The following is a 25634-nucleotide window of genomic DNA, read 5'->3' as shown; positions in this document are numbered from 1 at the left end:
ATTAGCCTAGATATTACAGCGTATGTGCAAATGAAAAAAAAGTTCGAATAACTAAAAATAACTGGATAAAATTCAGAATAGAATGATAATATTAAATAGACTAATTAGTTTATTTAGGGGGAATATCTGTGGGATCAGCTCTTGTTACGTTAAGAAATGAGTCTATTTTTGTAAAGCAAATGGGGGAAGGAGAACCAATCATTTTTTTGCATGGGGGACCGGGTGGGGAGCATGGATATTTTCTCCCCCATCTTGCACCCTTGTCTTCACAATTCAAGCTGGTGTTTTATGATCAGCGCGGCTGCGGCAAGTCATCTTTTCGTGAAGAAGCGGTTTATACCATGGAGGATGAAGTTGAAACGTTAGAAGCGCTTAGGCAGCATCTTGAAATCGGCAGGCTGTATCTTGTTGGGGAGTCATGGGGATCCATGCTTGCACTGCTGTATGCCTCAAGATATCCGGAAAACGTTAACAGGATTTTTCTGACAGCGGCAGTCGGAGCAAAAACAGAAGGATATATTAATTTTGGCCGCCTGCTGATGGAAAGGCTCTCTGAAGCAGAGCTTGAGCGGTTCCATCAAGTTACAGAGGATTATAAAGAAGGCAAGGCAGCTGCAGCAGATATCTTTCAGATCATCGATCCATATTACTTGTTTGATAGTGCCAATCTTTCCAGGAAAACTGAGACGAAAAGCAATGCTATAGTAAATTCACAAATCGGGGAAGATATTCTGCAAAATTACGAATCCAGCATCAATCCAGCTGCTCTTGCTGATATTCCTGTTATGGCAGCACAGGGTGAAAGGGATATCCTGACTCCCGATATGCTGGAGGAGCTGCTGCTTCCTCTTATTCCCCATGCAGCCATTGAAGTGATACAGGAATGCGGCCACTGGACAGCAATCGAACAGCCGGCAATGCTAATGGAAAAAATAATAGCTTTTTTCAAAGGAGAAGAGAAATGATTGAAATCAGGCGCTTGTCGGATTGCACGTTGAATGAAGCAGTAACAGCCTGGAACAAAGGGTTTGCAGGCTATTTTTTTGATGCATCGACAACACCGGAAAAGTTTGTTGCACGGATGGCGGCTGAAGGACTGTCGCCGGATTTGTCCGTTGTCGCTTTTGGGGAAGGAGAGCCAATCGGAATTGTAAAAAGCGGCATACGGGATTTCAGGGGAAGGAAGATTGCCTGGAATGGCGGCACAGGTGTTGCTTCTGCCTGGCGCAGCAAAGGGGTCGGACGCAGGCTGATTGAAGAATCTATTAAAATATACCAAGAGGAAGGAGTCCAGCTTGCCACACTTGAGGCAGTCAGCGAGAACAGCAAGGCAATTGCCCTTTATGAAAAACTGGGCTACCAGAAAGCTGATAGTCTGGAATATTTGGAGCTGAAAGGCAGCCTTGAGAAAAATCCTGTCACATTGCCACATCAGCAGGTTTATCTAGGAGAGTCTGTTTATCCCCAGGAGGTTTCCTCACTGAGCTTCTACAAAGGAACTGCCCCTTGGCAGACTTGCTGGCAGAATGCAAAGGACGGTGAGGCTCATATTGCAGTGGATGAGGGCAGTGCAGCTGGCTATGCTGTCTTCCGTAAAGGTTTCACAGCTGAAGGAAGGCATGCCGCAACCACCCTGTTTCAAATCCAAGCTGACCCAGGAAGAAAGGATCAGCAGGAAATTATCGCCTTTATGCTGTCTGAAATTTTTGGGGACTTCAGCGATGAAATTCGAAGAGTCATACCCAACTTTCCTGTTGAGGACAACAAAGAAACTTATGAACTATTGTCAGGTATAGGATTTACGGCTGCCGTAAAGCAGGTTTATATGATAAAAGAATTAATATAAAGGGGGCCATGCAAATGAAGGTATTAATCATTGGCGGTACAAAATTCATGGGTCCATATGTGATAGAAGAGCTTTATCAAAAAGGCCATAGTGTTCAGTTTTTAACAGAGGGCAGACTGAAGTATCCATGCCGGAGGATATAATCCGCTTCCATGGAGATATCAATGAAATCATTCATCATAAAGATGAGCTAAGGGGCTTCCGTCCAGATATAGTCCTTGATATGATTCCGTTTACTGAGAAGCACGCTGAGACTGTGAGGGGTATTTTTGAGGGAACAGCAGACCGGCTTGTGGCCATCAGCAGTGCAGATGTGTACCGGAGTTTTGGCCGGCTGCTCGGAACGGAGCCGGGGGAACTGGTTCCTGCACCATCCAAAGAAGATTCTCCACTAAGGGAAAAGCTTTATCCCTACAGAGAAAATGTAAGTGAGGAACACTTTTATTATCACTATGACAAAATTCCCGTGGAAAAGGTCTATATGGAAAGCGAAAAGCTGAAAGGCACGGTCCTGAGGCTTCCGATGGTGTATGGGCCAGGTGACAGACAGCACAGACTTTATCAATATATTAAGAGAATGGCAGATAAAAGGCCTTATATATTATTGGATGAAGTTCACAGCCGGTGGAAGACCTGCAGGGGATATGTTGAGAATGTCGCACATGCCATTGCAGCGGCTATTGAAAACCCCAAGGCTGCAGGAAAAATTTATAATGTCGCAGAAAATAATTTTTCGGAAAGAGAATGGGTCAGCAGGATTGCAGAAGCTATGGGCTGGCAAGGCTCGATAGTGGAGGTAGAGGAGGGGCAGCTTCCCTTAGGCATGAATGCCCGGCAGAGTATTGATCTTTCATCCGAAAAGATCAGAATTGAACTGGGCTATAAAGAACGCATTTCATTTGGGGAAGGGCTTCAAAAGACAATTGAATGGGAGCTTAACCATTCGCCTGCAGAACAAGCTGCGGAAAATTTTAATTATGAAAAAGAAGATGAGATCATCAGGGAATTTCAAAAAAGAATTCAATAATGCAGGGAAGTTAGAGGCATGATTTTGCTGAGAAATAGGCTTAGTATTTACTTCATTAACTGAATAATTCGAATTCAGTACATTAACTGAAAAACCTGCAAAATCTGCCGATATGTCATATGAACAAGCTGACAACAGAGAGAGAGGGAGCTTAATGAGAATGACAATCGGGAGAAAGCTGTTTGCGGGATTTTCAGGGGTGCTGATACTGCTGGCAGCGATGTCGGTGATCAGTATTACGCAAATTAAATCAATCGACAGCCAATATTCAGAGCTGATAGATGACCGGGCTGCAAAGCTCATGAAAATCAAAGAGCTCAACATTAATATTGCAGAACAGCAGAGCAATCAGGGCAGCTACCTGGCACTGGGCGAAGAGAAGTATTTGAAGCAGTTTGAGGAAGGTCACTCTGCCTATTTAAAATTAAGCAAAGAGCTTCAACCCGCAATCAAACGGGAAAAATCGAAGGAATTATTTAAGGACCTGAATAAACTTGAACTGCAATATTATCTTTTTTCCCAGTCTGTTTTTCAATTAAAGCAGCAAGGAGAAACAGAACAGCTGGAGATGCTTGTATCCAAACAGCAGATCGTGGAGAATTTTAACAAAAGGGTGAAAGAACTGTCCCTATTCCAGGAAGAGCTGATGGCAGATGGGCAGTCTGCTGTGTCTAAGGATTCCGCAGGGATTATGCTTGCCGTCTCCTTAATCGGATTTGCGGCCATCCTCATAGGCATCCTGGCCGCTATTCTGACAGGAAGGACCATTACCAGGCCAGTCAAGCTTCTTGCGGCTGAAGCAAAGGAAATTGCAGGCGGAAACCTGGCAGTCCGGAAGCTGAACGTCCGGAACAAAGATGAAATCGGCCTATTGGCGGATTCTTTTAATCTGATGGCACATAATTTGAGAAAAGTCATCCAAAATACTGCAGAGAATGCCGAACAGGTTGCAGCTTCGGCCGAACAGCTGACAGCAGGGGCAGAGCAGTCAGGGGCTGCAGGAAGGCAGATTGCCGCTGCCATGAATAACGTGGCGTCAGGTTCTGATAAACAGGTGCAATCGGTAGAGCAGGCTTCTATTACAGTAGGGCGCATGTCTGCCGGTGTAAGGCAAATTGCAGATAATGCCGCTGCTGTTTCCGAAACTGCCGCTGGTGCAGCCAGCCTGTCAGCAGAGGGCGGCAAGGCGATCGGTTCTGCAATCGAACAAATGAGTTCTATTCATGAAACCTTTGCAGGGCTGGAAGATGTCATTAAAAAGCTTGGCCAGCGGTCACATGATATTACACATATAATAGAAGCCATTACTGGTATAGCAGATCAGACCAACTTGCTTGCATTGAATGCAGCAATTGAAGCTGCACGTGCTGGTGAGGCTGGAAAAGGTTTTGCAGTGGTTGCAGATGAGGTCAGGAAGCTGGCTGAGCAGTCGGCAGATTCCGCCCGGCAGATTTCCGGGATCATTTCAGCCATTCAGCAGGATACAGGCAAAGCCATTTCGTCGATGGCCGATGCAGGCAAGGAAGTAGAAAGAGGAATCACGGCAGTTGGTGATGCAGGGGGAGCCTTTAAAGAGATCGGGGATTCTGTATCAGGGGTTACAGCACAGATTGAAGAGGTTTCAGCCGCTGTGCAGCAGCTTTTAGCAGGAGCCGAACATATTGTGCAGGCGATAGATGACATAGCTGCTGCAGCCGAAGAGTCAGCTTCAAGCACCCAGGAGGTTTCTGCGTCAACAGAAGAGCAGCTTGCTTCCATGGATGAAATGTCTGATTCTGCAGCATCGCTTGCAAAAATGGCAGAAGAGCTGAATGAGTCAGTCAGCCGGTTCAGATTGAAATAGCAAAGCAATTGAGCATCGCATTAGCGGTGCTTTTTTTTAACATCCTTTAATCGTGATGGAAATAGGTTCGGCGGCAGGAATGATGGGCAGGTCTTCAGGTGGAGGGTCAAAAACAAAGGGGCTGGGATTGTCATTATTAAAAAGAATCTGTTCAATGGCACTTGCGGCATAATCAATCGATTGAAACCTCAAGGTCCGCTGATTGAATACAGATTCTACAGGCACGGAAACCAGCAAGGAATAACAAAAGCTTTCTTTTAAAAAACTGACCTCCATACGCAAATTCCGCTCCGTAAAGATATGGGTTATGTCACAATCCCTGTAATACATAAGATTCAGAAGCATATTCCGGATTTCTTTTTTAGTGGTCATCCTGATTCCTCCTATCCAGTGTGGGATGGGACTAAGAAAAGTCTGAAGGATCCCCTGTCATTACTTAATTTAATACTAACAGTCTATTTCCGCATAATCGATAAGGATTTATGTCTATTTATAGGAGTGATTGGAGATATTTGACGATAGTAGCTGAAACGCTACGGTATCTGCAGAAAAATGCAGGAGAAAAGAAAAACTGGAATCAGTTTAATGCGTAATTTTTGTATCATTTGTAATTTTCCTGAAAACAAATCTATTATAAAAACAATTATAATTAGAACAAAAAGGAAGTAGCAGAGGAGACGGAAAATGGATCTAGCGTTTTATGTTTTTCACCTTGTGACTAACAGTAAAATGGAGATTGGGCAGCGGATCTATTTCGACAGCAGTCAAAAGAATACATTATACCGGTTTTTCTTTGAAAGGGAGCAAACTAACTCCAAAGGTGAAGACTTTATTAAGATCTTATTTGGGAACTATACAAATGAAGGGCTTAATCTGGACAAAGAAAATGCAGATACAGCCATCAAGTATATGGGCCGGACCATCAGAGCTATTAGAGAAGTGATAGTTGAAATGGTCAGGCTTCAGGAGTATCCCCAGTATCCTTCCAGATTATCATGTCTTTATGCAGCTGAAAGCTATGAAGACGTTTTAAAATGGAAGGGAATATTTGAGTCTTATAATAGAAAAGTTTTGCAGATAGTAAGGCTTCGAGTACTTGGTAAATCTTTTAAAGGTGATGGAGATCTTCTGCCGAAAGAAGATGGAGCTCCTTTTGCCCGGAAAATTGAACAAGCCAGAGAATATTGGAAGGGCAGCAGCAACAGCGTACTTCCGGAAATATTAATAGATGGCCGAATTGAAGTGACAGAAATATTGGAGGATTTTTCATAATTCATGAAAAAAGATGGGCTATAGATGCCCTTCTTTCACTCTACTGACAGCTGCAGCGGTGTGCCTGGCAATAGAGTCTGCCGCAGCGGATGCAAATCTCATATTCGGCAGCTGGTATTTGCTGCCCGCATTCCCCGCAGGCAGCTTCATGGGACACGTGGGTGCCAGTATTAAAAAATAGATCTGCTTCCAGAGAATGAACCTGGTTTTTTTGTTCAGCAGGAGAAAGGCATTGAAAATCAACAAAATAATCTTCTGTTATAAGATCCTCCATTTTCTTGCTCCCCATATAAACTTCCTTGGCCAACCTGACAAGGCTGTAATTTCCGCCGCTATCTTTCATAATATATAATTCTCCCGATTTCACTGAACCACTCCTTTATATACTGTTTTCTGCAAAAAGGGGCGAATCCCTTTTTGAACAGAATTAATAGTGTTGTAATATATCAATATAATAATTAAAATAAAAGGTAAAAGATGGTTTGAAATTTGAACTGCTGGGAATGGGCCTGGCAGTTTTATTTTTATTGAAATTATGAAGTGTTTATAAAGTTTTCTTAGATATATGTATCATTTTTTATAATGGACTGGAAGGGGAGGGGCATATGGCAAAGCAAGCAAGGCTGCTGCTCGTGGAGGATGATGGGCAGATCGCCAAAATCATTTGTGATCACTTACGTAAGGATGGTTTCAGTGTGGCATGGGCATCTACCGGAAAAGAGGGGCTGGAGGAATTTGCTTCGGAGGACTTCGATCTTGTGATTGTCGATCTTATGCTTCCTGAGCTGGACGGTTTCACGCTGCTGCGCACCATCCGGAAAACACATGATATTCCGATGCTGATCATCAGTGCAAGGTCGGAAGATGAAAGCAAGGTGAAAGGCTTGAACCTGGGAGCGGATGACTATATCACAAAGCCGTTCAGCCTTGAAGAGCTGAGTGCCAGAATTTCTTCCCATTTACGCAGGTACAGAAGATATCAGGGAGTACATGATACCAGCCAGTTGAATGTCTATCAAAATGGCCTTTCAATCGACTTTTCTCAAAAAGTTGTTCACTTGGACGGTCAATTGCTGAATTTGACTGCAAAGGAATATGAGCTGCTTCAGCTCCTGGCTAAAAATCCGTTTGAAACTTTTTCGAAAGAAGCTCTGCTTGAAATGGTCTGGAAACAGGAGGATATTTCTGCAAGCAATACGGTAACCGTGCATATCAAAAGCCTGCGCAGCAAGCTGAAGGATACTTCCAGGTCAGCTGTTTTCGTCCAGACTGTATGGGGCTCCGGCTACCGTTTCATTGGAGAAGAAAAGGATGAAAATTAAAACCTGGCTCAGAATCAGTTATCTCGCAGTGATGCTGCTTCCGCTGCTCTTTCTTTTTCTGCTGTACTCGAGCATATCTGAGTGGGACAAACAAAGAGATATTACGGAATACATGGAAGTGCAGCAAAAAATGCAGGAGCTCAGCCCCAAACTGGATAGCAATGATCTTTATCAGATCCAGCCGGCCAGCCGGTACGAAGAAATCAAACAGCTTTCCAGTGATAAGCTGAAAATTTCTCTTTACCGCCCGGATGGAATCTCTCTTTTTTCCTCCCTTGAAGACCTGTCAATGAACAGGCTCCAGCAAAGAAGGCCGGAAGATCTGTATAAAGGGCTCAATGAAATGGAAAAAAACATGAGATCTTATGTGGTGAAAAAACCGGTATTTGAGGATGGCAATTTGATAGGGATATATGAGGTCACCTTTGCCAGACAGACCTGGATGGAAGGCGTTGAAAACCGCACCCTCCTTTACGGGGCGTCATTAGCAGGCTTCCTGCTCGCAGTATATGCAGCAGCAGCGGTCCTGATAAACAGAAAGCTGAATCGTCCCCTGCAGCGGCTGGAAAACCAGATGGAACGTTTTGCCGGCGGGATGCCAATTGAAAAGGAAAAGGCTGCAGGAGATGAAATTGGTGCACTTTACGAAGGCTTCTATCAAATGAAGGCCCAGCTGGAGAAGTCCCGGGAGGAAATCATTCAGCAGCAAAAAGAAAAGGAATTTATATTAGCAGCATTATCACATGATATGAAAACACCGCTCACTGTTATCCAGGCCTATGCAGAAGCATTGACTGGCAGCCGGCCATTAAGTGCAGAGGAAAGCAGTGAATATAAAGAAATACTGCTGGAGAAGCTCGGCTACATGAAGCAGCTGATCGATGATCTCGCCCTTTATGCATCCCTGCAGACCGGCCAGAAAAGAATTGAATTGGCAGAGGTGGAGGGTGAAGAGTTTTTTGAATATCTATTGTCCGGATTTGAAGAGCCCTGCCTAAAAAAAGGAATCAGGCTGCAAGTGGAAACAAAGGTCAGCGGGATGTACATGCTGAATGCAAGCCAAATGATAAGGATAGCTGACAATCTAATGGCAAACGCCATCCGGCATACTGGTGAAGGCAGCTCCATCCTGGCAGCAGCTGTCTCTGAAAATGAATCACTGCCTGATGCTGTTTACCTTCCATTTAGAGAGGAACTGGAAGAGTGGAGAAAAGATGGAGCCATACTCCTGGTACAAAATGAAGGAAGCTATATCCCGGAACACCTGCAGAAAACGATTTTCCTCCCGTTTGTCCAGGGTGAAGACTCTAGGGCACGGGGAGGAAGCTCAGGTATCGGGCTGAGCATCAGCAAAATGCTGTTGGAGCAGCATGAAGGAAAAATCAGTGTATGGTCCAGTGAAGGTGATGGAACCCTTTTTGCCTGCTGGATTAGAGAAAGGAAGGAAACCAATAATGAGATTTAAAAAGATGATAACAGCAGCAGGTGCAGCGGTCATGATTCTATCAGGCTGCAGCGGTAGCATCAATGTTTCTTCAGATGAGATCGTTTCCAATGTACTGGAGTCCGGAAAAGAACCGGCAGCTTATTTTGGAAAAGGATTTTACAAAATATATAGTGATGGAGAACTAACTGAGAATGCTTCTTTTGAAGAATATGCAGACAAGGACGGTAAAAGAAAAATCATTATAGAGAATAGCGGGGAGAATGGGAAGAGGTTCATTGCCATTAATGACGGCAAACAGCTCATCAGCTTTGAGGAAGGAAGCAAGACGGCACAAACCATAGACATCAGTGGAGCAGAGCTTCCAGCCGCCACCACTCAAAAAGAGCAGATCACCGGTATGCTCGAAAATCTCAGCGGCACCCATTCATATGAAGTTGCCGGGGAAGAAGAGATGATCGGAAGGGATGTTTACCATTTAAAAATCAATGCCAAATCAAAGGAGAACCTGCTTGGCGATATGGAATTCTGGGTTGACAAAAAAAACTGGTTTCCGGTTAAGTCGGTTTCTCATTCAGGGGATAACCGGACAGAAGTCATCTATGAAAGTGTTGATTTTTCCCCGGACTTTGCTGCTGATGAATTTAAGGCAGATTTCCCCAAAGATGTAGAGATCGTATCGATTGATTCCAGTATGGAAGCAACTGAGGGCACTGCAGAGCAGGCTGCAGAAAAGCTGGGCATGCCAATTCTGATCCTGGAAGAAAGCCTGGAAAGAATTGAATGGACAGAGCTTGGCGGAGAATTGGCACGGACCGAGGTGACTGCTTATTATAGCAAAGACGATATTCCAAGCTTCAGCATTTCAACATTCCCGGTTCCTGAAGGAGAGGGCATGGATCTTGGCGGAGAGGAAGTCACTGTAAGGAATACAGCTGGTTCTTTTGAGGAAGAACTCCGCATGATCAGCTGGGATGAAGAGGGACTCCGCTATGTGCTGATGATTGAACATCCTGATTTAAGCAAAGAGGAAGTCATTAAGGAACTTGAAGGCATGGAGCCTGTCAGCTAAAGGAGGAGAATCATGCTGCCTAGTATAACTGAAATGCTGGTTCCGATATTTTGGGGATTTGCCATTGCCGGAATCGGTCTGCTGATCGGGATCAATCACCGAAAATGGGCAGCTGCTGCTGAAATCCTGCTGGCTGCTGCTTCTATCGGCTGGATGATTTATAAAAATGGATTTCTGGATAGCCTTTTGCTGATTTCCCTTCTTTCCACTGCCTATTTCTCCCTTTTTCTGGCTGGAATCGGCTATAGAAAGTACCGGGAGCTTAAAGAGGAGCTGGACAGGATAGAGGCGGAAGAATGGATGGTCATCCGGAATGCAGCAAGAATCTGGACTGATATTCTAATCAGCCTGGCCGTCTTTCTGGGTGCCATTTTGTTTCTGATATATGGCCCTGAGGCCAGTCCGCTTAAGGTGTTCCTCCTTTTCGGCCTAATAGCTGCAGTGGCTGAACTGGGAAAACGTGTAATAGTCTTTATTACTTTAAAAATCTATTTTTCTGAAGAAAACAATATGCTGTTCATTGTTTCTAAGCTCGATTGCCGAGAGCTGCCTCTGGATGCTTTGAAAGAATACAGGGAAGAAGAAGCGGCAGATATTCTGAGGCTGCACCCCCTGCTGACTCTTTTTACTTCAAACAGCGATTTTACAACCAGTCTGGGGCAAGTTCAGCGTTTAGGGGCTGCAAATGAAACGATCTACCTTAATATAGCCGATACAGACAGGCTGAAAGAAATGATCAGCTGCTATCCGGAATGTCAAACAGGAAAAGAAGCTGCAGCTGTTCTGCCTCTTTACCACTGGAAAAATTTGAAGCGGCTGGCGGGAAAGCTTTACTATGCAGTCACAGTCAAAGGAATTTCAGCATACACATCGATCATTCTTGTCCTCTATTTCCTGGAGGCGGACTCTTGGGCCATTGCAGCCTCAGCATTCCTGTATTGGCTCATCAATTTATACCTGTCTGATAGAGTTTTGAAAATAGCGATGGACGCAAAGGAAATTGAAAATGCAGAAATCAGGCAGATGGCTGAGAGGATTTTTGCAAAGGCGGGGATTCCGGGTGTAAAGGTCTATGAAACGGACTCTCCGCAATATAATGGCCTTGCCACTGGCATGAATATTGGACGAGGGATGGTAACAATAACAACAGCTACATTATCTCTGCCCCCATCAAGCATAGAAAGCATTCTTGCCCACGAAGCCATACATGTCAAAAAGAGGGACGTACTGTGGTCGCAAATATGGAGGATTGCCTACTTTTTGCTGCTGGGATCAGGCGTCTGGCTTCTGTTAGACAGGGTTCCTGATATTTCGGAATATCCTGTTCCAGTTTTTATCGGCGTCTGGCTCCTCATGATGTTTCTGCCTATCTATCAATCTTTTATTTCACAGTGGATGGAAGTAAGAGCAGACCAGCTGGGTGCGCAGCTTCTTGAGGGGGGCTATAGTCAGATGGCTGGCGGGCTTGCAGATCTGGCAGAAAGGCAGGACCATGAAGTTAATCAGTCAGCCGAATACCGTGCGGCTAAAGATGAAAAAAGGAGAGTCATCTCCTCACTTGAACGCGACAAGCTCATCTGGCGCCTCATTGAATTCCAGTTCATGCCCCATCCGCCGATGTATTGGCGTGTGCAAACCTTGAAAAACAGCTCTTCCCCTAAAGGGATGATCAAGAGATGGGCCGCTGACAGGATGAGAGAGTCTTTTACAAGATAAGGTATGAATGACCTGTACTTTCTTAATAACAAAGCACAGGTCATTTTTTTATTCAGTCAAACAACTGCCCTGACGATATATCTGGAATGAGTAATGGCCAATCCTCCGGAAGCTGCATGCAGATTGAAAATCGTGGTGACTTCAGAGCCGTATTTTTCCTTAACGAATGCTGCTATAGATGGCAGCTGTCCGAAGCAGGCCAGTCTGATAACGTCCTGCGGTGACTTGAGATATTCAATACTGGAAACCTCTTCAATTGCCGCATTCGTAAAATTGGAATTCTCTGCACGATTCTCCAGACCTTTTAGAATGGGAGTACCCGTTTTTTCTTCAAATAGAAACGGAAACAAGCCAGGCAATTCCAGGCCCTGACTGTCGCCCGGATGAAGGCCCAGAATGTGTCCGCCGTCTTTCACCGCTCTCTTTAAAAGAGGGTAAGCAGAAGTGGGTCCTTTTCTAATATAGGCAAAATCAAATTCCTTATTGGCAAATGGCAGGCCGCTTTTTGTATTTGCAATAATAAAAGATACATTAGGCTTCCGCTGTCGATGCCCTTCCATAATAAAAGTCTCTGCTGCATCAACCCCCACAATTTCCTTGGCAAATGAGGCACAGTGCATGGTAAACCGGCCTTCCCCGCACCCCACGTCAAGGACTTTCTGATTGACCGACAATTTTTCAGCCTCGCTGTCAAATATAGATTCTCCATTAGGCTCATTAATGTATGAATCCCAAGGATAAACATATTTTCCTTCCAATCTGCCGAGCTGTTCATACCATTCGATTGAATGGGGTGCCAGCCAGCCCTGAATAGAAGTGAGTGTTGTCAATTTGTTTCCTCCTTTGTGGCAGTCACTAAGTATGTTTTCTGCAGGTTGTGGCGGTTTTCCTGTTTTATGGAAAAATAGGGAAGTATACAGTTGGATTATTCAGTTTGACTGTATAACTATACAGTTGAACTGAATAAAGAGGAGGGCAATATGAAAAGAGATAAGCATCTCCCGCTTACAGAAACGGTTTATTATATTTTATTATCATTGCTCGAACCGGCACACGGCTACATTATCATTCAGAAGGTAGAAGAGCTGAGCGGCGGGGAAGTCAGGATGGCGGCAGGTACATTGTATGGAGCATTGGAAAATCTGCAGAAGCTGAAATTCATTCAGCCTGTGAAAAGCGATGACAGCAGGCGGAAGGTATTCGTCATCAGCGATAAAGGAAAGGAAATGCTGATTCTGGATTTTCAAAGAATGCAGCATATGACCAGGATCACGGAGGAAGCGTTAAAAGAATAGGAGGAGAACATGTCATGCTCATCTTATATCTCGTATTCAGTGCAAAAGCGGAGCGGCTCTACCGGGAAACGAAGGATTCGGGGAGTTTGAAGTATTAAGGAAAACCATTGTCCTTAGTCATTATGGAAGTGCTGGGACCGCTAGCGGAAGGAGGAAATGTAAGGGTGATTTTGTAAGAAAGAGGGATGGTGATTACAAGCGGAGGGGCTGGAACCACTATTTGCTGTAAAAAGAATAATAGTGGTCCCAGCCGGAGTAGCTGGAACCACTATTTACTGTAAATAGAAAGATAGTGGACCCAGCCGGAGAAGCTGGAACCGCTATTTGCTGTAAATAGAAAAATAGTGGACCCAGCCGGAGTAGCTGGAACCACTATTTGCTGTAAATGGGAAAATAGTGGTCCCAGCCGGAGTAGCTGGAACCACTATTTACTGTAAATAGAAAAATAGTGGACCCAGCCGGAGAAGCTGGAACCACTATTTGCTGTAAATAAAAAAATAGTGGTCCCAGCCGGAGAAGCTGGAACCGCTATTTCGTGTAAAAAGAAAAATAGTGGTCGGAGCAGAATCACTTCCCAAAAACATGTTAAGCTTTTTATTGCTTGAAAGGCCGGCCTGAATCCTATTGCAAAGATATACAGCAGCCCAGCGAAAGGGGCCCATTTTAACCATAAAGGGAAATCATGATCAATTAGTCACTGGAGGAACTTGCTTTCACCTTATATACGTTATCTTTCACTTAAGCTGCCACCCGGCGGCTTTTTTCTATTCGCTGCGTTCACCGCTAGGTTTCTAGTATACAATAGTGGAAGCAACATCCAATATTAAGAAAATATTAAGATATTTATAAAAGGAATATTAAGATTTGCGCTTTATGATAGATACATAAGCAGCTGCTAAGAAGGTAGGAATAGGAGAATGGAAAATTATAATGTACTTGTGGTAGATGATGAAAAAGAAATCCGGGACGCGATTGAGATTTATTTAAAAAACGAAGGAATTAAGGTGCTGAAGGCTGGCGATGGCATTGAAGCGCTCGAGATGCTCAATGAACATCAGATCCATCTGATCGTCCTGGATGTGATGATGCCGAATCTGGACGGCATTTCAGCAACTTATAAAATCAGGGAGAAAAAGAATATCCCGATTATCATCCTGAGCGCGAAAAGCGAGGATACCGACAAGATCCTGGGGCTGCAGGTCGGGGCTGATGACTATATAACCAAGCCTTTCAATCCTATGGAACTGGTCGCAAGGGTCAAGTCACAGCTGAGAAGATATGTGTCATTCGGGACTTTTGAAGGCATCAGAAAAGTCGTGGATTTGAATGGCCTGACGCTTGAAAAGGAAACAAAGGAAGTCAAGGTCAATGGCGAGCCTGTCAAGCTTACACCGATAGAATATAAAATCGTAGAGCTGCTGATGCTCAATGCCGGCCGGGTATTTTCCATCCAGGAAATTTATGAATTAGTCTGGAAGGAACCGGGTTATAATGCTGAAAATACGGTTGCCGTACATATCAGGAAAATACGGGAAAAGATAGAGATCGATGCAAAAAATCCAAGATATTTAAAGGTGGTTTGGGGAGTTGGATACAAGATGGAAAGGTAGGCTGATGATTGGAGTATGGGCACTTTTGTTCACCCTTTTCATTAATGGGGTGCTTTCAGCTTTTCTTTTAGCAAGCAATTATTCTCATCGTGATTATTTTCATACAAACAATTTCAGATATTCTATTGATGAAGCAGCCGGTTATTTAAGTATGTTGGAGCTCTACGATATCACATTGGAAGAAGCAAAAGATGAAATAACAGTATCTGTTGCCGATATTGAAGAGCATCGTACAAGATATGGATCCCTGCCATCTCAGGTAGAAAATATCAAGTCACAGTACGAAGGGGTCATCCAGGGTGCCATTGATGCCGGCAATGAAGAAGCCGAGGAAGCTTTCGTCAAGGAACGGGATGAAAAAATAGCTGATATCACCAAAAACTTCCAAAGTGATGACCATGTGAGGCCTAAGGTAGTCAAGGAAAAGGAAGAAAAGCTTGAAGCACTATTTAAACAGAGAGAACAGTATCGGGAAGATTATCAAAGGGTCAAGAGAAACTTACTATATTATTTTAAAAACGACCGAACTGGAAAGGTTTATACGAATATTCATTTAAAGAGCGGTGAAACAGCAGAAGAGTATTTTCGCGGTGATAAGGTTCAGTATGCAACTAATTATTACATTGGATCAGATTTATTCTTCTACAGTTTGCCCCGTGAGACCACTATGATTGACCCCCTTTTGAGTTCGATGGGTGATTATGAAGGGAAATTTGCTGTTGCCGCCCAAATAGGCCCTGCCAATTCCTTTTTTTATGATAACCAGGCATATAAAAGGGATCAGATGGTGCTGGCTATCCTTTCAGCAGCAGGGTTGGCAGCCTTGGTTCTTTGGATCATAATCACACGCAGGTCGATAGCTTTAAAAATGGAAATGGGAAGATTGGAGCCATATTATAACAGGCTGCCGATCGACTCCCGGATTATTTTTCTCCTGCTTTCTGCAATAGGTGCAATGACTTGCATGTCAGTTATTATAGACACCACCATGAATATGGTAGATGTTCCTTATGATCAGCTGGAATTGATTATATTTTTTCCTGCTGCCGCTGCTTTATGGGGACTGGTGATTTTACAGTGGAACTACCTTTACGCTGTCTTAAAGAATGGGAAGCGGACCAGGGAGGATTGGCAGAATAGCTTGCTGTATGAGGGAAGCATCCTTTCAAAGAAGATATATACAAAATCTAATCGGGCTTTGGAAGATGCATTCATCAATAGAAGCACAGGCACCAAAATGCTCATCATGTTCATCCTCGTGTTTGCTATGGGAGCCCTTTCCATCATCATTCTTATAGATCCAATATTTATCATAGTGTATCTTATCATTCTCTTTGGTCTGGGCACGCGGATTGCCATGAGCCTTGTAAAAAAGATCGGCTATTTTAACCGCATCGTCCAATATACGGAGGAACTGTCTTCGGGAAATCTGGGTCCTGATCTGGAAGTTGCAGGGAGATCTGTCCTGGCTGACCATGCTGCCAATGTAAATAGACTAAAGGAGGCAGTCCGGACTTCCCAAAGCCAGGAAGCCAAAAGCGAGCGTTTGAAAACAGAGCTTATCACGAATGTGAGCCATGATCTCCGGACTCCTTTGACATCAATTATCACTTATACAGAGCTTTTGAAGCAGGAACGCATTGAGCCGGATGAGAGGGAGGCGTACCTTGAAATCATAGACCGCAAATCGCAAAGGCTGAAGGTCCTGATTGAGGATTTGTTTGAAGTAAGCAAAATGGCAAGCGGAAATATCGAGCTCGCCAAAACGAAAGCAGACCTTGTCCAGCTTCTTCAGCAGTCCCTCGGAGAATATGATGAAATGATCCAGGGATCAAGCCTGAATTTCCGGGTCACAAAACCTGACAAACCGCTGGCTGCGATGGTTGATGGACAAAAAATCTGGCGTGTATTTGATAATCTGATCGGCAATATCCTGAAATATTCACTGGAAAACAGCCGTGTGTATATCTCTATCCGGGAGACGGGCCGAAAAGCGGAAATCACTTTCAAGAATGTTTCCAAATATGAGCTTAATGATAACGCAGAAGAGCTGTCCGAGAGATTCAAACGGGGAGATGAATCACGCCATACTGATGGATCAGGCCTGGGGCTGGCCATCGCCAAATCGATCATTGATTTACATGAAGGGGAGCTTGAAATCGGGACAGATGGCGATCTTTTCAAGGTAATTCTTATACTGCCGTTGGAGGGGTAAGGGGTGGAAAAATGACTGGGGCAGAAATAGCAAACTCATATGAAACTCATAAAAAAAGGCTCTTCCATATCAGCTATTCTATTACAAGAGACTCTTATTTAGCCGAAGATGCAGTCCAGGAAACATTCATTAAGGCACTCAATAAGGCACACACCATTACAGACAAAAAAAAGCTGGGAGCGTGGCTGTCTGTTACTGCAGCCAGAACAGCAATTGATTTTGTACGCAGGGAACGGAAGAAAAGCTGCCAGCCCATGGAAATAGAGGCAATCGAAGCTTTGGGCAATGTTAAGAGCGAAGCGGTTGACAGCATGGTAGAGGCCCAGCTGATGGAGGCGCAGATCAATCGGGCGATTAATACGCTGGGGGATGGCTACAGAGATATCCTGCATCTTAAAGCAAGCAAGGGACTGAAGGAAAAAGAGATTGCAGAAATGCTTAATCTGAAGCCATGCACAGTAAAAACAAGATTGTACAGGGCGAGGAAAAGATTGAAGCCTCTTTTTATCGGATTAGCAAATATGTAGAACAAGACAAAAGGAGCTTCACCGGAGGCTCCTTTTGTCTTCCATTTAGAGAGAAATCTTCACGCTTGCAAAAGGGAAATCTCTACTTTACATAGAATAGATTCAGAATAGAAATTGCTGTCATCAAAGAGCAAGAATTGACAGGATGCCAGCATGATCAGCTGCTACAATAAAAGCAGGGAGTGAGCGATATGGGATGGGCCGAGGGGCTGCAAAAAGCGATCGATTATATGGAGGAACACCTCCTGGATGATATTTCAGTTGAGGATATTGCCTTGCAGGCAAATGCTTCTTCCTTCCATTTTCAGCGGACATTTTCGGTGCTGACAGATATGTCGATTGGTGAATACCTGCGGAAAAGGAGGCTGACGCTTGCAGCACAGGAGCTTATAGCATCAGATCAAAAGGTCATCGATATCGCCCTGAAATATGGCTATGACACTCCCGAGGCGTTCGCGAAAGCCTTCCGCCGCCAGCATGGGCTGACACCATCCGATGCGCGGAAAAAGGCTGGACAGCTGAACGCCTATAATCGCCTGGTCATACAGGTAACCTTGAAGGGAGCGGAACCAATGAAGTATAAAATCATTGAAAAAGAAAGCTTTACAGCGGCAGGGATCAGGAAGGAATTTTCCATGGAAAACGGAGAGAATTTCAAAGGCATTCCACAAATGTGGAAGCAGGTGCATGAAGACGGAATCAATAAAATCCTTTTCACGCTGAACAAACATGTTCTTGGAATTTGTGTCGATAAAAGGGGTGAGACCGGAGAGCCGAAGATGGACTATTGGATCGCGGCAGAGTGCAAAGGCGAGAAGCAGGAAGGATTAGAAGAGCTGATCATTCCTGCCTCCAAATGGGCTGTTTTTGAGGTGCATGGAGAGATGCCTGATGCTATGCAGAATACCTGGAAGCAAATCTTCTCAGAGTGGTTCCCTTCCAATCCGTACGAGCATGCCGGGACACCAGAGCTGGAAGTCTACAATGACGGTGATCCTTACAGCACGGACTGCTATTCTGAGATCTGGATACCGGTAAAATAAACAGATGTAGCGAAAGAGCGGCAGAAAGCTGCTCTTTTTTTTGCGTAAAGAAGGGTGTTTAGACTGTCTGGAGTCAGGTTATGGAATATTAGGCTGCGGGAATCTTGTGGTTTGTGATAAATCTAGTATCTTATTGGTTTTTTTATAGGTTCAGCTGGCTATTTAATTAATTCGGCAGTTAATTCCATCTAATCAATAAATAATTCAATCATTTCAACGGATAATCTACCGTTTTCAGCAGATAATCTACCATTTCAAAAAATATTCTACCAATTCACATGTTCAGCCAGCTGCTGCCCATCCAAGCAAACCTGCCGTCCCGCAGCCCAGTAAGCCCGAAACAGACACCAAACTAAAAAAGGAATGATCTTATGCTCTTTTGGCTCAGCATGCTTTTTGCCATCGGTTTTGCGCTCATCCATTTTTCCTCCAAATATATGAATTTTATCGAAGAAACCCCAAGAAGCCGGATCCTTTCCATAGCCGGCGGCATTGCGGTTGCATATGTGTTCCTGCATTTGCTGCCGGAATTGAATGGCTATCAGGAGAGCCTCGAGGATTCGATCGGGACGGATGCAGGAAGATATATTGAGAATCATATTTACCTGATTGCCATGATCGGGCTGGCGATATTCTATGGCCTTGAACGGATTGTGAAGGTTTCGAAAAAGAAGAAAAAAGACAAGACGGAAAACCAGACATCGGCAGGCGTGTTCTGGATTCACATCGGATCTTTTTTTATTTACAACAGCATCATCGGCTATCTCCTCATAAGAGAGGAATTTGAAAGCCCTTGGGGCATGTTTTTTTATTTTATAGCTTTAAGCATCCATTTCATCACCAATGACAGGGGGCTAAGGCGGGATCACCGGGAAGTTTATGACAAATACGGCCGAATGCTCCTTACTGCAGCAATTCTGCTCGGCTGGATGATTGGAGCGGTTATGGAAGTTCATGAGCTGATCATTTCAATCCTGGTCGCTTTCCTGGCTGGAGGAGTTGTACTGAATGTGCTGAAGGAAGAGCTTCCGGAAGAGCGGGAAAGCAGCTTTGCGGCATTCTGCATCGGCCTTGCCGGATATTCAGTCCTTCTTATGGTCATTTAAAAAACACACACCCATTTGTTTCTAGTAGCCGGGTCAGGGGAAGAATAGAGTAATCGATCAGGAAAAGGGGGCTAAATAATGGATAGCATTAAAAAGACTGATCTTGCCGGACGTGCCATAGACAGTATTGAAGGAGCAGCCGGTAAGTTCCCTGGCCGCAAAAGGGCACATGCACGGGGAATCTCGTATGAAGGAATCTTTAAGCCAAACGGAAAGGCCGCCTATTTGACGTCTGCCCCTCATCTGCAGGGCAGTGAAGTGCCGGCTGTCGTCCGTTTTTCCAACAGCTCGACCAATCTCGGGCACAGTGATGCGCTGACTCCTCCTAAAGGAATGGCAGTTCAATTCCAGCTGCCAGACGGAGATGTTACAAACCTTGTATGCACGACTGTTCCGCTGTTCTTTGCAAAAACCCCTGAATCCTTCACCAAAATCATTGAGCTGTTTGCCTCTATACGAAAGGGGAAGCCTGATCTTAAATCATTAGCAGGCATTGCAAAGGATTTTCCTGAAAGCAAGGCGTTCATTGAATTGATCCGGGAAGTAAGGCTGCCTGCAAGCTATGCGGCAGCTCCTTACTATTCTATCCATGCCTTTTACCTCACCACTGGGGAGGGAGGACGGCAGGCGGTTAAATTCATCTGGGAGCCGGAAGAAGGCGTCAGCATGTATACAAAAAAAGAAGCAGCCGGCCATCTTGGGGAAACATACCTCGAAACAGAGCTGGAGGATAGGCTGGCAAAAGGTCCAGTCCGCTTTACATTATCTGTGCAGCTGGGAGAAAAAGATGACCCGACAGATGATCCTACAGTGCTGTGGCCGGGAAACAGGCAAAAAATTGCGGTTGGGGAGCTGACGGTCACCCGCAGGCTCGAAGATTCAAATGAAGAGTTTTTTGATCCAACCATCCTACCTGAAGGCATTGAATGCAGCGAAGATCCTATCCTCCATTTCCGGCATGAAGCCTACCATGAATCGAGGAAGAGGCGTGAAAGCGAGAAGAAGGAAGGGCTGTAAACGGGCTGCTGTAAAGGCAGCTTTTTTTCTGCTTAATCATAGAAGGTGAGTGCATCCGCCGTTTTTTATATCCCCCGTTAAAATCAGGTTGATATTTTTATTCCTCTATGCTACATTATATGGAAATTAGAGGTGATCCTTATGCAGCCGGATAGAAGCTGTTGTCCATTTTCACAAAACCATCATCATAAAAACTAGCCTTGCTATCGATTTTTAAAAATCGCAAATAGGAAGGCTATTAATCATGAACCGCATTTTTTTAAGTATCCACTTAAAAGAGTGCGGTTTTTTTGTATTTTTAAAAGGGTGAGGATCATCTCTAAATCTTATTCTGGAGGAATAACTGATGAAAAAGATGGATTATCAAAATGTAAAAGGAACTAAAGATTATTTGCCTGAAGAAGAGATTGTAAGACGGAGGATTCAAAGAGAGCTGGAGGATGTATTCATTCAATACGGATGCAAACCGTTGGAGACCCCGATTCTGAACTATACTGAACTTCTCGCTTCTAAGTATGGCGGGGGAGCAGAGATTCTTGAGGAGATGTATACGCTGTCTGACCGCGGGGGCAGAGATTTGGCTTTAAGGTATGATTTGACTATCCCATTTGCAAAAGCAGCTGCTATGAACCCTGGAATACGGCTTCCTTTCAAGCGGTATGAGATCGGCAGAGTTTTCCGCGATGGCCCGATAAAAACAGGACGTCTCCGCGAGTTCACACAGTGTGATGTTGATATAGCAGGAGCAGATTCCCAGCTTGCTGAAGCCGAGCTGATGGTAATGGCACTCGATGCCTTTCAGAGGATTGGCCTCGATATTACAATTCAATATAATAACCGCAAGCTGCTCTCCGGCTTGCTGCAGGAATTTGGCGTGCTGGAAGAGAAGCGCAATGAGGCAATCCTTGTGCTAGATAAGCTGGAAAAAGCAGGATGGAAGAAGGTTTCTGAAGAACTGGCAGCAAAGGATATCGGGTATGAAACGATTCAAAAAATTGCGGGCTTTATTTCTGACACGAATATTGGAGAGCTTGCCTACTACAAGGAAATCGAGGATAAAAACGTCCTCTTAAAAGAAGGTTTGCAGGAATTGCAGGAGCTGGAAGGTTATCTAACCTATTTGAATTGCGGCGGGAAAGCGGTTTTTAATCCTTTTTTAGCAAGAGGCCTGGACATATACACCGGCACGGTATATGAAATCTTCCTCACTGACAGATCGCTTGCCTCAAGCATAGGGAGCGGCGGCAGATATGATAACGCAATCGGCGGCTTCATAGGGAGCGGAAGTAAAATTGCCACGGTTGGAATTTCGTTTGGATTGGATGCCATTTTTACCGCGGTCAGCCAAAGCTTGTCCGGGACTGAACGGGAGAGTACGGCAGATTATTATCTCATTCCAATCAACACGCCAAAAGAATCCCTTGCTCTTGCACAGTATCTGCGTGAAAAAGGGTGGAGAGTAGAGTTGGAGCTAGGCAGCCGCAAAATAAGCAAGGCCCTTGAAAGGGCTAACAAGGAAAACATCAGGAAAGTGATTCTGCTGGGAGAAGAAGAAGTTTCAAATAACCAGTATAAAGTAAAGGATATGGAAACAGGGGAAGAAGCATTCGAGAAATTTGTTTTTAAGAAGTATGACTGAAAAAAGAAACATGCAAAGATCTGCTTTGCATGTTTCTCCTATTTTTATTAATACCAAAAGCCGGGGCGTCCGAAACCATAGCCCCATCCAGGACGTCCATATCCCCAGCCTGGCCTGCCATAGCCCCATCCTGGACGGCCGTAGCCAAAGCCATAACCGCCATAGCCCCATCCAGGGCGGCCAAAACCGAACCCGCCTGTAGCTGCACCGATTGCCAGGAGCGGAAGGAACCTTTCATCATGCTGCTGATATGCATATTCAGGAATTGCCATATAAGGATTCATTTTGCATAACCTCCAGTCTCTTTTACTCTGTATGCTATGCAGAAGGAGGGCAGTTGCCCGCAATTATGGCAGGGAATTTTAAAAATGGACATTTGCCCAGTGAAAATTTCTTATACTGAACATGAGAATATCCAAAAGCCAGTGGAGGTGGTAAACTGGTAGAAAAGCTTCTCATATTTAATAGAAAAGGTGATTTGTGAATGACAGAGAGAAAAGAATCGGCAACTTTTGCTGGAGGCTGCTTTTGGTGCATGGTCAAGCCTTTTGATCAATTTGACGGAATATATAGCATCATCTCCGGCTATACCGGCGGGCATGTTGCCAATCCCACATATGAAGACGTGAAAAAAGGGGACAGCGGCCATTATGAGGTCGTCCAGATCGAATTTGATCCTGACGTGTTTCCATATGAAAACCTGCTTGAGCTGTTCTGGCAGCAGATAGATCCTACCGATGAAGGCGGCCAGTTCCATGACCGCGGAGACCAGTACCGGACTGCTGTTTTCTATCACAATGAAACTCAGAGGGACAAAGCAATCGCTGCCCGCAATAAGCTTGCGGAAAGCGGAAAGTTCAGCAAGCCGATTGTCACAAAGGTACTGCCTGCTGAAACCTTCTATCCGGCTGAAGATTATCACCAGGACTATTATAAGAAAAATTCCGCCCATTACAAGGAAGACAGGGAAAAATCAGGGCGTGATGAGTTCATTAAAGAGCATTGGGAAAAGTAAAGCTCAGTAAGGCCCCGCAATCTTGCATGCGGGGCTTTTATTAATGACACTATCTTCTGAGAGGATGGAGAAGATGCAGATTCGCGGGCAATTTTACTGCCGTAATTCAAAGAGTAAGCTGCATTTCTTGTCTGATATCAAAGTATTTCACTAAAAAAACAGTTTGCATCTTCAAATAAAGAAAACAAATTAGCTCAGCAGGAATTTCTCTATAAAATGCCGAATATTGTCAGCTGATCTGAAATAAAAAGGAGCATATTCAATGTATATAGAAACAGAACGGCTGATCATCAGGGATTTTCAGGAGGAGGACTGGCGGGATGTTTATACATATACCTCTGATGCACAAGTCATGGAGTATATGCCGGAAGGTGTATTCAATGAAGAAGCTGCCATGAAATTTGTGAAGGAAAATATGATTGAAGCAAGAAACTATCCAGTCATTGTTAAAGAAAACAGGCAGCTCGCCGGCCATATCGTTTTTCATCCCTATTTTGGAACTCATACCTATGAAATCGGCTGGGCAATGAACCCTCATTTCCAAAACAGGGGTCTGGCATCTGAAGCAGCTTCTGCTGTTTTGAAGCACGGGTTCGAACAAAAGAATCTCCACAGAATCATTGCTACCTGCCAGCCGGAAAATATCGCATCCTTTAAAGTGATGGAAAGAATCGGAATGAGAAGAGAAGGATTTTTCAGAAAATGCATTCCGCATGGTGAAGGATGGCGGGATGAATATTATTATGCGATTCTAGGGGAAGAATGGCATCTTCACCATACTGCTGCAGGAATGGAGAGTGACTGAATGTCTACAAGAATCCGATATCCTTTTATTTATTTCTATGCTGAGCCGAATGTAGTTTTTGTCTGCAAAATAAATAGGACAGAATTTCTGGATTCCAATAGTTTCCGTGAACTGGAGAAGCAGACTTATGAGATGGCACCAGGGGAGGCTTTCTCTGATTTCAATCATGAAAACCATCAGCCTCTGGAAGGCCGCGGTTATCTTATGAGTCTTGAAAACCGCTATGAAATGATTAAAATAATCAACAGGGCGATTCAGCAGCATAAAAAAGAAACAGAAACCAGGAGAAGCCACTCATTCACCGCTGTCCATCTTGCACCATCAGAATCCGCTGCCGGCAGCATAAGGGTTATGCTGCCTCAGCGGGAGAAAGTAATCAGCCAGATCGAACATCTGGGCATCGGGCCAATATGGAAACTGGATACAAAAGAGGGGAAAAAACATCGTGCTGACTGGATGTTTGACCATATCAACTACCAAATAGAAGACTTTGAACTGGATCAGAAAATTGACAATATGCTCCTGGAAATAGCTGATATCCCTGAAGAAGTGCCCATCTATATATGGGCAGGCGAAAATGCGGATGAGCAGACAAATCTCCGCTATTTAACGAGTCTGCTGAATGGCAAGAAAAATGACATAATCGTCATTAATTCCACTGGCCAATTCACAGAGATGGGCTTGAAGAATAATGGGCCTGCCCGTTATACAAGCCAAATGGAGCCCGACAATCTGTCGCTTATTTTTAAGAGGGGCAAAGAGAACTCCCCCCTGAGCGAGAAACAGCGTTCGAAGCTCCTGAGTGAGTGGGAAAAACTTGCACGCACTCAATCAGTTTTGCGCAAATGGGAGAACCAATGCATTGTCTCCGTTCAAGAAGACCATCTAGACCCTAGAATCATCGAAACAATAAAAGAAATTGAAGCTGATAGTGAAGATGGCTTTGTCAGAGCTGGACACCTAATTGGAGCCATAACAGATAAAGATTTGCCGGACACAGATTTATTTTACCTGGAGTACCGGATCAGAGAACTGATTTACAATGGCAATCTTGAATCAAGGGGAGTCCCAAAATCTATGCGGCATTACCGTGTGAAGCTGCGGGAGTAAAAGCCAACAGCGCTTCCTGGGTGAAATCCAGCAAACTGACCCCATAGGCGGAAGCAGCCGCAAACACGATTGTCCACATGGCAAGGCTGACGGTCATCCAGGCAAGAACCCGGGAACGGGAAGCCCCGAGGGAAAAAGCGGCTATGGCAGCAATATCCGTCCCAACCAATAAAGGAGCAAGAAGGGCGAGGCCCGGGATACCGTATTTTTCCCAAAGCTGCTTTGAACGTATATCTCTTATTGTGGGGCCGGATGCCCCTTTTTTCTCCCGCCTGCTGTTCCTCCACAGAAAGAACTGCTCAAAAAAGAGAGCAAGCAAGATAAGCAGCAGAAGATTTCCTGCAAATGCCAGGACTCCTGTCCAAAAGGGTGACAATCCCCAAAGTACTCCAAGCGGAACCATAATGGAAATGTCCATCCAGGGTGCAGCTGAGAAAATAAAAATGACGATATACTGCCAGAAAGCACTGGCGGATTCTGCCCATTCAATCATCGTTCTTCTCCTTTCTTCGCTATTGCTCAAATCATTTATTACTATTATAAAAGCAACAGTTTAATATAGGGTAAGATTGTGTTTAATATTTGTTTAAAAAGCAGCTAACTTCCTTCCAGTATATAAAAACGGGGAGCTAAAAGTGTGTCTGAGCTAAAATTGAAAGAAACAGCATGCTGTTAAAAAATCCATACATACATTTTGTAAACAGGAGAGA

Annotated in this window: 25 protein-coding genes and 2 pseudogenes; 22 read left to right on the top strand and 5 right to left on the bottom strand. The window is 44.4% G+C overall.

From position 1 onward, the window contains the following. The first annotated feature begins 128 nt into the window (after positions 1-128). The 6 genes and pseudogenes from FZD51_RS01300 (at position 129) to FZD51_RS26795 (ending at position 4716) form a co-directional block, all read left to right on the top strand. Positions 129-965, top strand: a complete 837-nt coding sequence (locus FZD51_RS01300; protein WP_148973090.1) for an alpha/beta fold hydrolase — start codon at positions 129-131, stop codon at positions 963-965. Further along, the gene (locus tag FZD51_RS01295; RefSeq protein WP_148973089.1) at positions 962-1846 is read left to right on the top strand and encodes a GNAT family N-acetyltransferase; all 885 of its coding nucleotides are present in this window, start codon (positions 962-964) and stop codon (positions 1844-1846) included. Before FZD51_RS01300 ends, FZD51_RS01295 begins: the two co-directional genes overlap by 4 nt. Before the next feature lie 14 nt (positions 1847-1860). Then, positions 1861-1989 carry a hypothetical protein gene (locus tag FZD51_RS26445; RefSeq protein ID WP_262380609.1) on the top strand — a complete coding sequence of 43 codons (129 nt, stop codon included), beginning with the start codon at positions 1861-1863 and terminating at the stop codon, positions 1987-1989. After that, complete coding sequence (locus tag FZD51_RS01290; protein ID WP_148973088.1) at positions 1974-2873, top strand: NAD-dependent epimerase/dehydratase family protein; 900 nt, start codon at positions 1974-1976, stop codon at positions 2871-2873. Before FZD51_RS26445 ends, FZD51_RS01290 begins: the two co-directional genes overlap by 16 nt. A 112-nt stretch (positions 2874-2985) precedes the next feature. Continuing rightward, positions 2986-3771: pseudogene (locus FZD51_RS26800) on the top strand (HAMP domain-containing protein); the annotation flags it as partial. Further along, on the top strand, positions 3766-4716 hold the full coding sequence (locus tag FZD51_RS26795; RefSeq protein WP_420886203.1) for a methyl-accepting chemotaxis protein: 951 nt from the start codon (positions 3766-3768) through the stop codon (positions 4714-4716). The pseudogene FZD51_RS26800 and the gene FZD51_RS26795, both read left to right, overlap by 6 nt. 36 nt (positions 4717-4752) lie before the next feature. Here FZD51_RS26795 and FZD51_RS01280 read toward each other — a convergent pair whose 3' ends face one another. After that, the gene (locus FZD51_RS01280) at positions 4753-5088 is read right to left on the bottom strand and encodes a hypothetical protein (RefSeq protein WP_148973086.1); all 336 of its coding nucleotides are present in this window, start codon (positions 5086-5088) and stop codon (positions 4753-4755) included. Positions 5089-5400: 312 nt separating this feature from the next. Here FZD51_RS01280 and FZD51_RS01275 point away from each other — a divergent pair, with 312 nt between their 5' ends. Further along, positions 5401-5988, top strand: coding sequence for a DUF2441 domain-containing protein (locus tag FZD51_RS01275; protein WP_148973085.1), 588 nt, complete (start codon positions 5401-5403; stop codon positions 5986-5988). A 40-nt stretch (positions 5989-6028) separates the two neighbouring features. On the opposite strand, the gene FZD51_RS01270 is transcribed toward FZD51_RS01275, so the two are convergent. After that, on the bottom strand, positions 6029-6355 hold the full coding sequence (locus FZD51_RS01270; RefSeq protein WP_148973084.1) for a hypothetical protein: 327 nt from the start codon (positions 6353-6355) through the stop codon (positions 6029-6031). 238 nt (positions 6356-6593) lie between these two features. Between FZD51_RS01270 and FZD51_RS01265 the strand changes: the two genes are divergently transcribed. From FZD51_RS01265 to FZD51_RS01250, 4 genes are read left to right on the top strand one after another with little or no spacing between them, the layout of a single operon-like run. After that, positions 6594-7310 (top strand): response regulator transcription factor, encoded by a 717-nt coding sequence (locus FZD51_RS01265; RefSeq protein WP_148973083.1) that lies wholly within the window; start codon positions 6594-6596, stop codon positions 7308-7310. After that, positions 7300-8775: a HAMP domain-containing sensor histidine kinase gene (locus tag FZD51_RS01260; RefSeq protein WP_148973082.1), complete on the top strand. Its 1476-nt coding sequence runs from the start codon at positions 7300-7302 to the stop codon at positions 8773-8775. The genes FZD51_RS01265 and FZD51_RS01260 overlap by 11 nt, the downstream gene beginning before the upstream one ends. Next, entirely contained in the window at positions 8765-9826 is a 1062-nt protein-coding gene (locus FZD51_RS01255; RefSeq protein ID WP_148973081.1) for a LolA family protein, read from the top strand. The genes FZD51_RS01260 and FZD51_RS01255 overlap by 11 nt, the downstream gene beginning before the upstream one ends. Before the next feature lie 12 nt (positions 9827-9838). Continuing rightward, on the top strand, positions 9839-11542 hold the full coding sequence (locus FZD51_RS01250; protein WP_148973080.1) for a M56 family metallopeptidase: 1704 nt from the start codon (positions 9839-9841) through the stop codon (positions 11540-11542). Between the two features lie 56 nt (positions 11543-11598). Here the strand turns inward: FZD51_RS01250 and FZD51_RS01245 are convergent, their stop codons facing one another. Continuing rightward, on the bottom strand, positions 11599-12372 hold the full coding sequence (locus tag FZD51_RS01245; protein WP_148973079.1) for a class I SAM-dependent methyltransferase: 774 nt from the start codon (positions 12370-12372) through the stop codon (positions 11599-11601). Positions 12373-12522: 150 nt separating this feature from the next. Here FZD51_RS01245 and FZD51_RS01240 point away from each other — a divergent pair, with 150 nt between their 5' ends. The 8 genes from FZD51_RS01240 to FZD51_RS01205 all read left to right on the top strand — a co-directional run bounded on the left by FZD51_RS01240 (position 12523) and on the right by FZD51_RS01205 (position 21994). Beyond that, the gene (locus FZD51_RS01240) at positions 12523-12837 is read left to right on the top strand and encodes a PadR family transcriptional regulator (protein WP_148973078.1); all 315 of its coding nucleotides are present in this window, start codon (positions 12523-12525) and stop codon (positions 12835-12837) included. Positions 12838-13754: 917 nt separating this feature from the next. Then, on the top strand, positions 13755-14447 hold the full coding sequence (locus tag FZD51_RS01235; RefSeq protein WP_148973077.1) for a response regulator transcription factor: 693 nt from the start codon (positions 13755-13757) through the stop codon (positions 14445-14447). Then, on the top strand, positions 14425-16662 hold the full coding sequence (locus tag FZD51_RS01230; protein WP_262380605.1) for a sensor histidine kinase: 2238 nt from the start codon (positions 14425-14427) through the stop codon (positions 16660-16662). The genes FZD51_RS01235 and FZD51_RS01230 overlap by 23 nt, the downstream gene beginning before the upstream one ends. Positions 16663-16673: 11 nt before the next feature. Next, the gene (locus tag FZD51_RS01225) at positions 16674-17189 is read left to right on the top strand and encodes an RNA polymerase sigma factor (RefSeq protein WP_148973076.1); all 516 of its coding nucleotides are present in this window, start codon (positions 16674-16676) and stop codon (positions 17187-17189) included. Between the two features lie 191 nt (positions 17190-17380). After that, the gene (locus tag FZD51_RS01220) at positions 17381-18232 is read left to right on the top strand and encodes an AraC family transcriptional regulator (RefSeq protein ID WP_148973075.1); all 852 of its coding nucleotides are present in this window, start codon (positions 17381-17383) and stop codon (positions 18230-18232) included. A gap of 371 nt (positions 18233-18603) precedes the next feature. Continuing rightward, entirely contained in the window at positions 18604-19338 is a 735-nt protein-coding gene (locus tag FZD51_RS01215) for a hypothetical protein (protein ID WP_148973074.1), read from the top strand. Positions 19339-19416: 78 nt separating this feature from the next. Next, positions 19417-20355 (top strand): catalase family peroxidase, encoded by a 939-nt coding sequence (locus FZD51_RS01210; protein ID WP_148973073.1) that lies wholly within the window; start codon positions 19417-19419, stop codon positions 20353-20355. 346 nt (positions 20356-20701) lie between these two features. Further along, positions 20702-21994 carry a histidine--tRNA ligase gene (locus tag FZD51_RS01205; RefSeq protein ID WP_148973072.1) on the top strand — a complete coding sequence of 431 codons (1293 nt, stop codon included), beginning with the start codon at positions 20702-20704 and terminating at the stop codon, positions 21992-21994. A gap of 53 nt (positions 21995-22047) precedes the next feature. Here FZD51_RS01205 and FZD51_RS01200 read toward each other — a convergent pair. Next, a pseudogene (locus FZD51_RS01200) lies at positions 22048-22212 on the bottom strand (hypothetical protein); the annotation flags it as partial. Positions 22213-22478: 266 nt separating this feature from the next. On the opposite strand from FZD51_RS01200, the gene msrA reads away from it, so the two are divergent. The 3 genes from msrA (at position 22479) to FZD51_RS01185 (ending at position 24924) form a co-directional block, all read left to right on the top strand. Next, entirely contained in the window at positions 22479-23009 is a 531-nt protein-coding gene (gene msrA / locus FZD51_RS01195; protein WP_148973070.1) for a peptide-methionine (S)-S-oxide reductase MsrA, read from the top strand. A 262-nt stretch (positions 23010-23271) separates the two neighbouring features. Continuing rightward, positions 23272-23814 (top strand): GNAT family N-acetyltransferase, encoded by a 543-nt coding sequence (locus FZD51_RS01190; protein ID WP_148973069.1) that lies wholly within the window; start codon positions 23272-23274, stop codon positions 23812-23814. After that, a complete protein-coding gene (locus FZD51_RS01185) occupies positions 23815-24924 on the top strand; it encodes a DUF1835 domain-containing protein (RefSeq protein ID WP_148973068.1) in 1110 nt (369 codons plus the stop codon). On the opposite strand, the gene FZD51_RS01180 is transcribed toward FZD51_RS01185, so the two are convergent. Beyond that, entirely contained in the window at positions 24890-25417 is a 528-nt protein-coding gene (locus tag FZD51_RS01180) for a small multi-drug export protein (protein WP_148973067.1), read from the bottom strand. The two genes, FZD51_RS01185 and FZD51_RS01180, sit on opposite strands and share 35 nt — an antisense overlap. Positions 25418-25634 lie beyond the last annotated feature (217 nt).

This window comes from Bacillus infantis, assembly GCF_008180445.1.
GTDB lineage: Bacteria > Bacillota > Bacilli > Bacillales > Cytobacillaceae > Bacillus_AB > Bacillus_AB infantis_B.
Note: the sequence above shows the minus strand (reverse complement) of the source record. Positions and strands in the feature narration are given on the sequence as shown.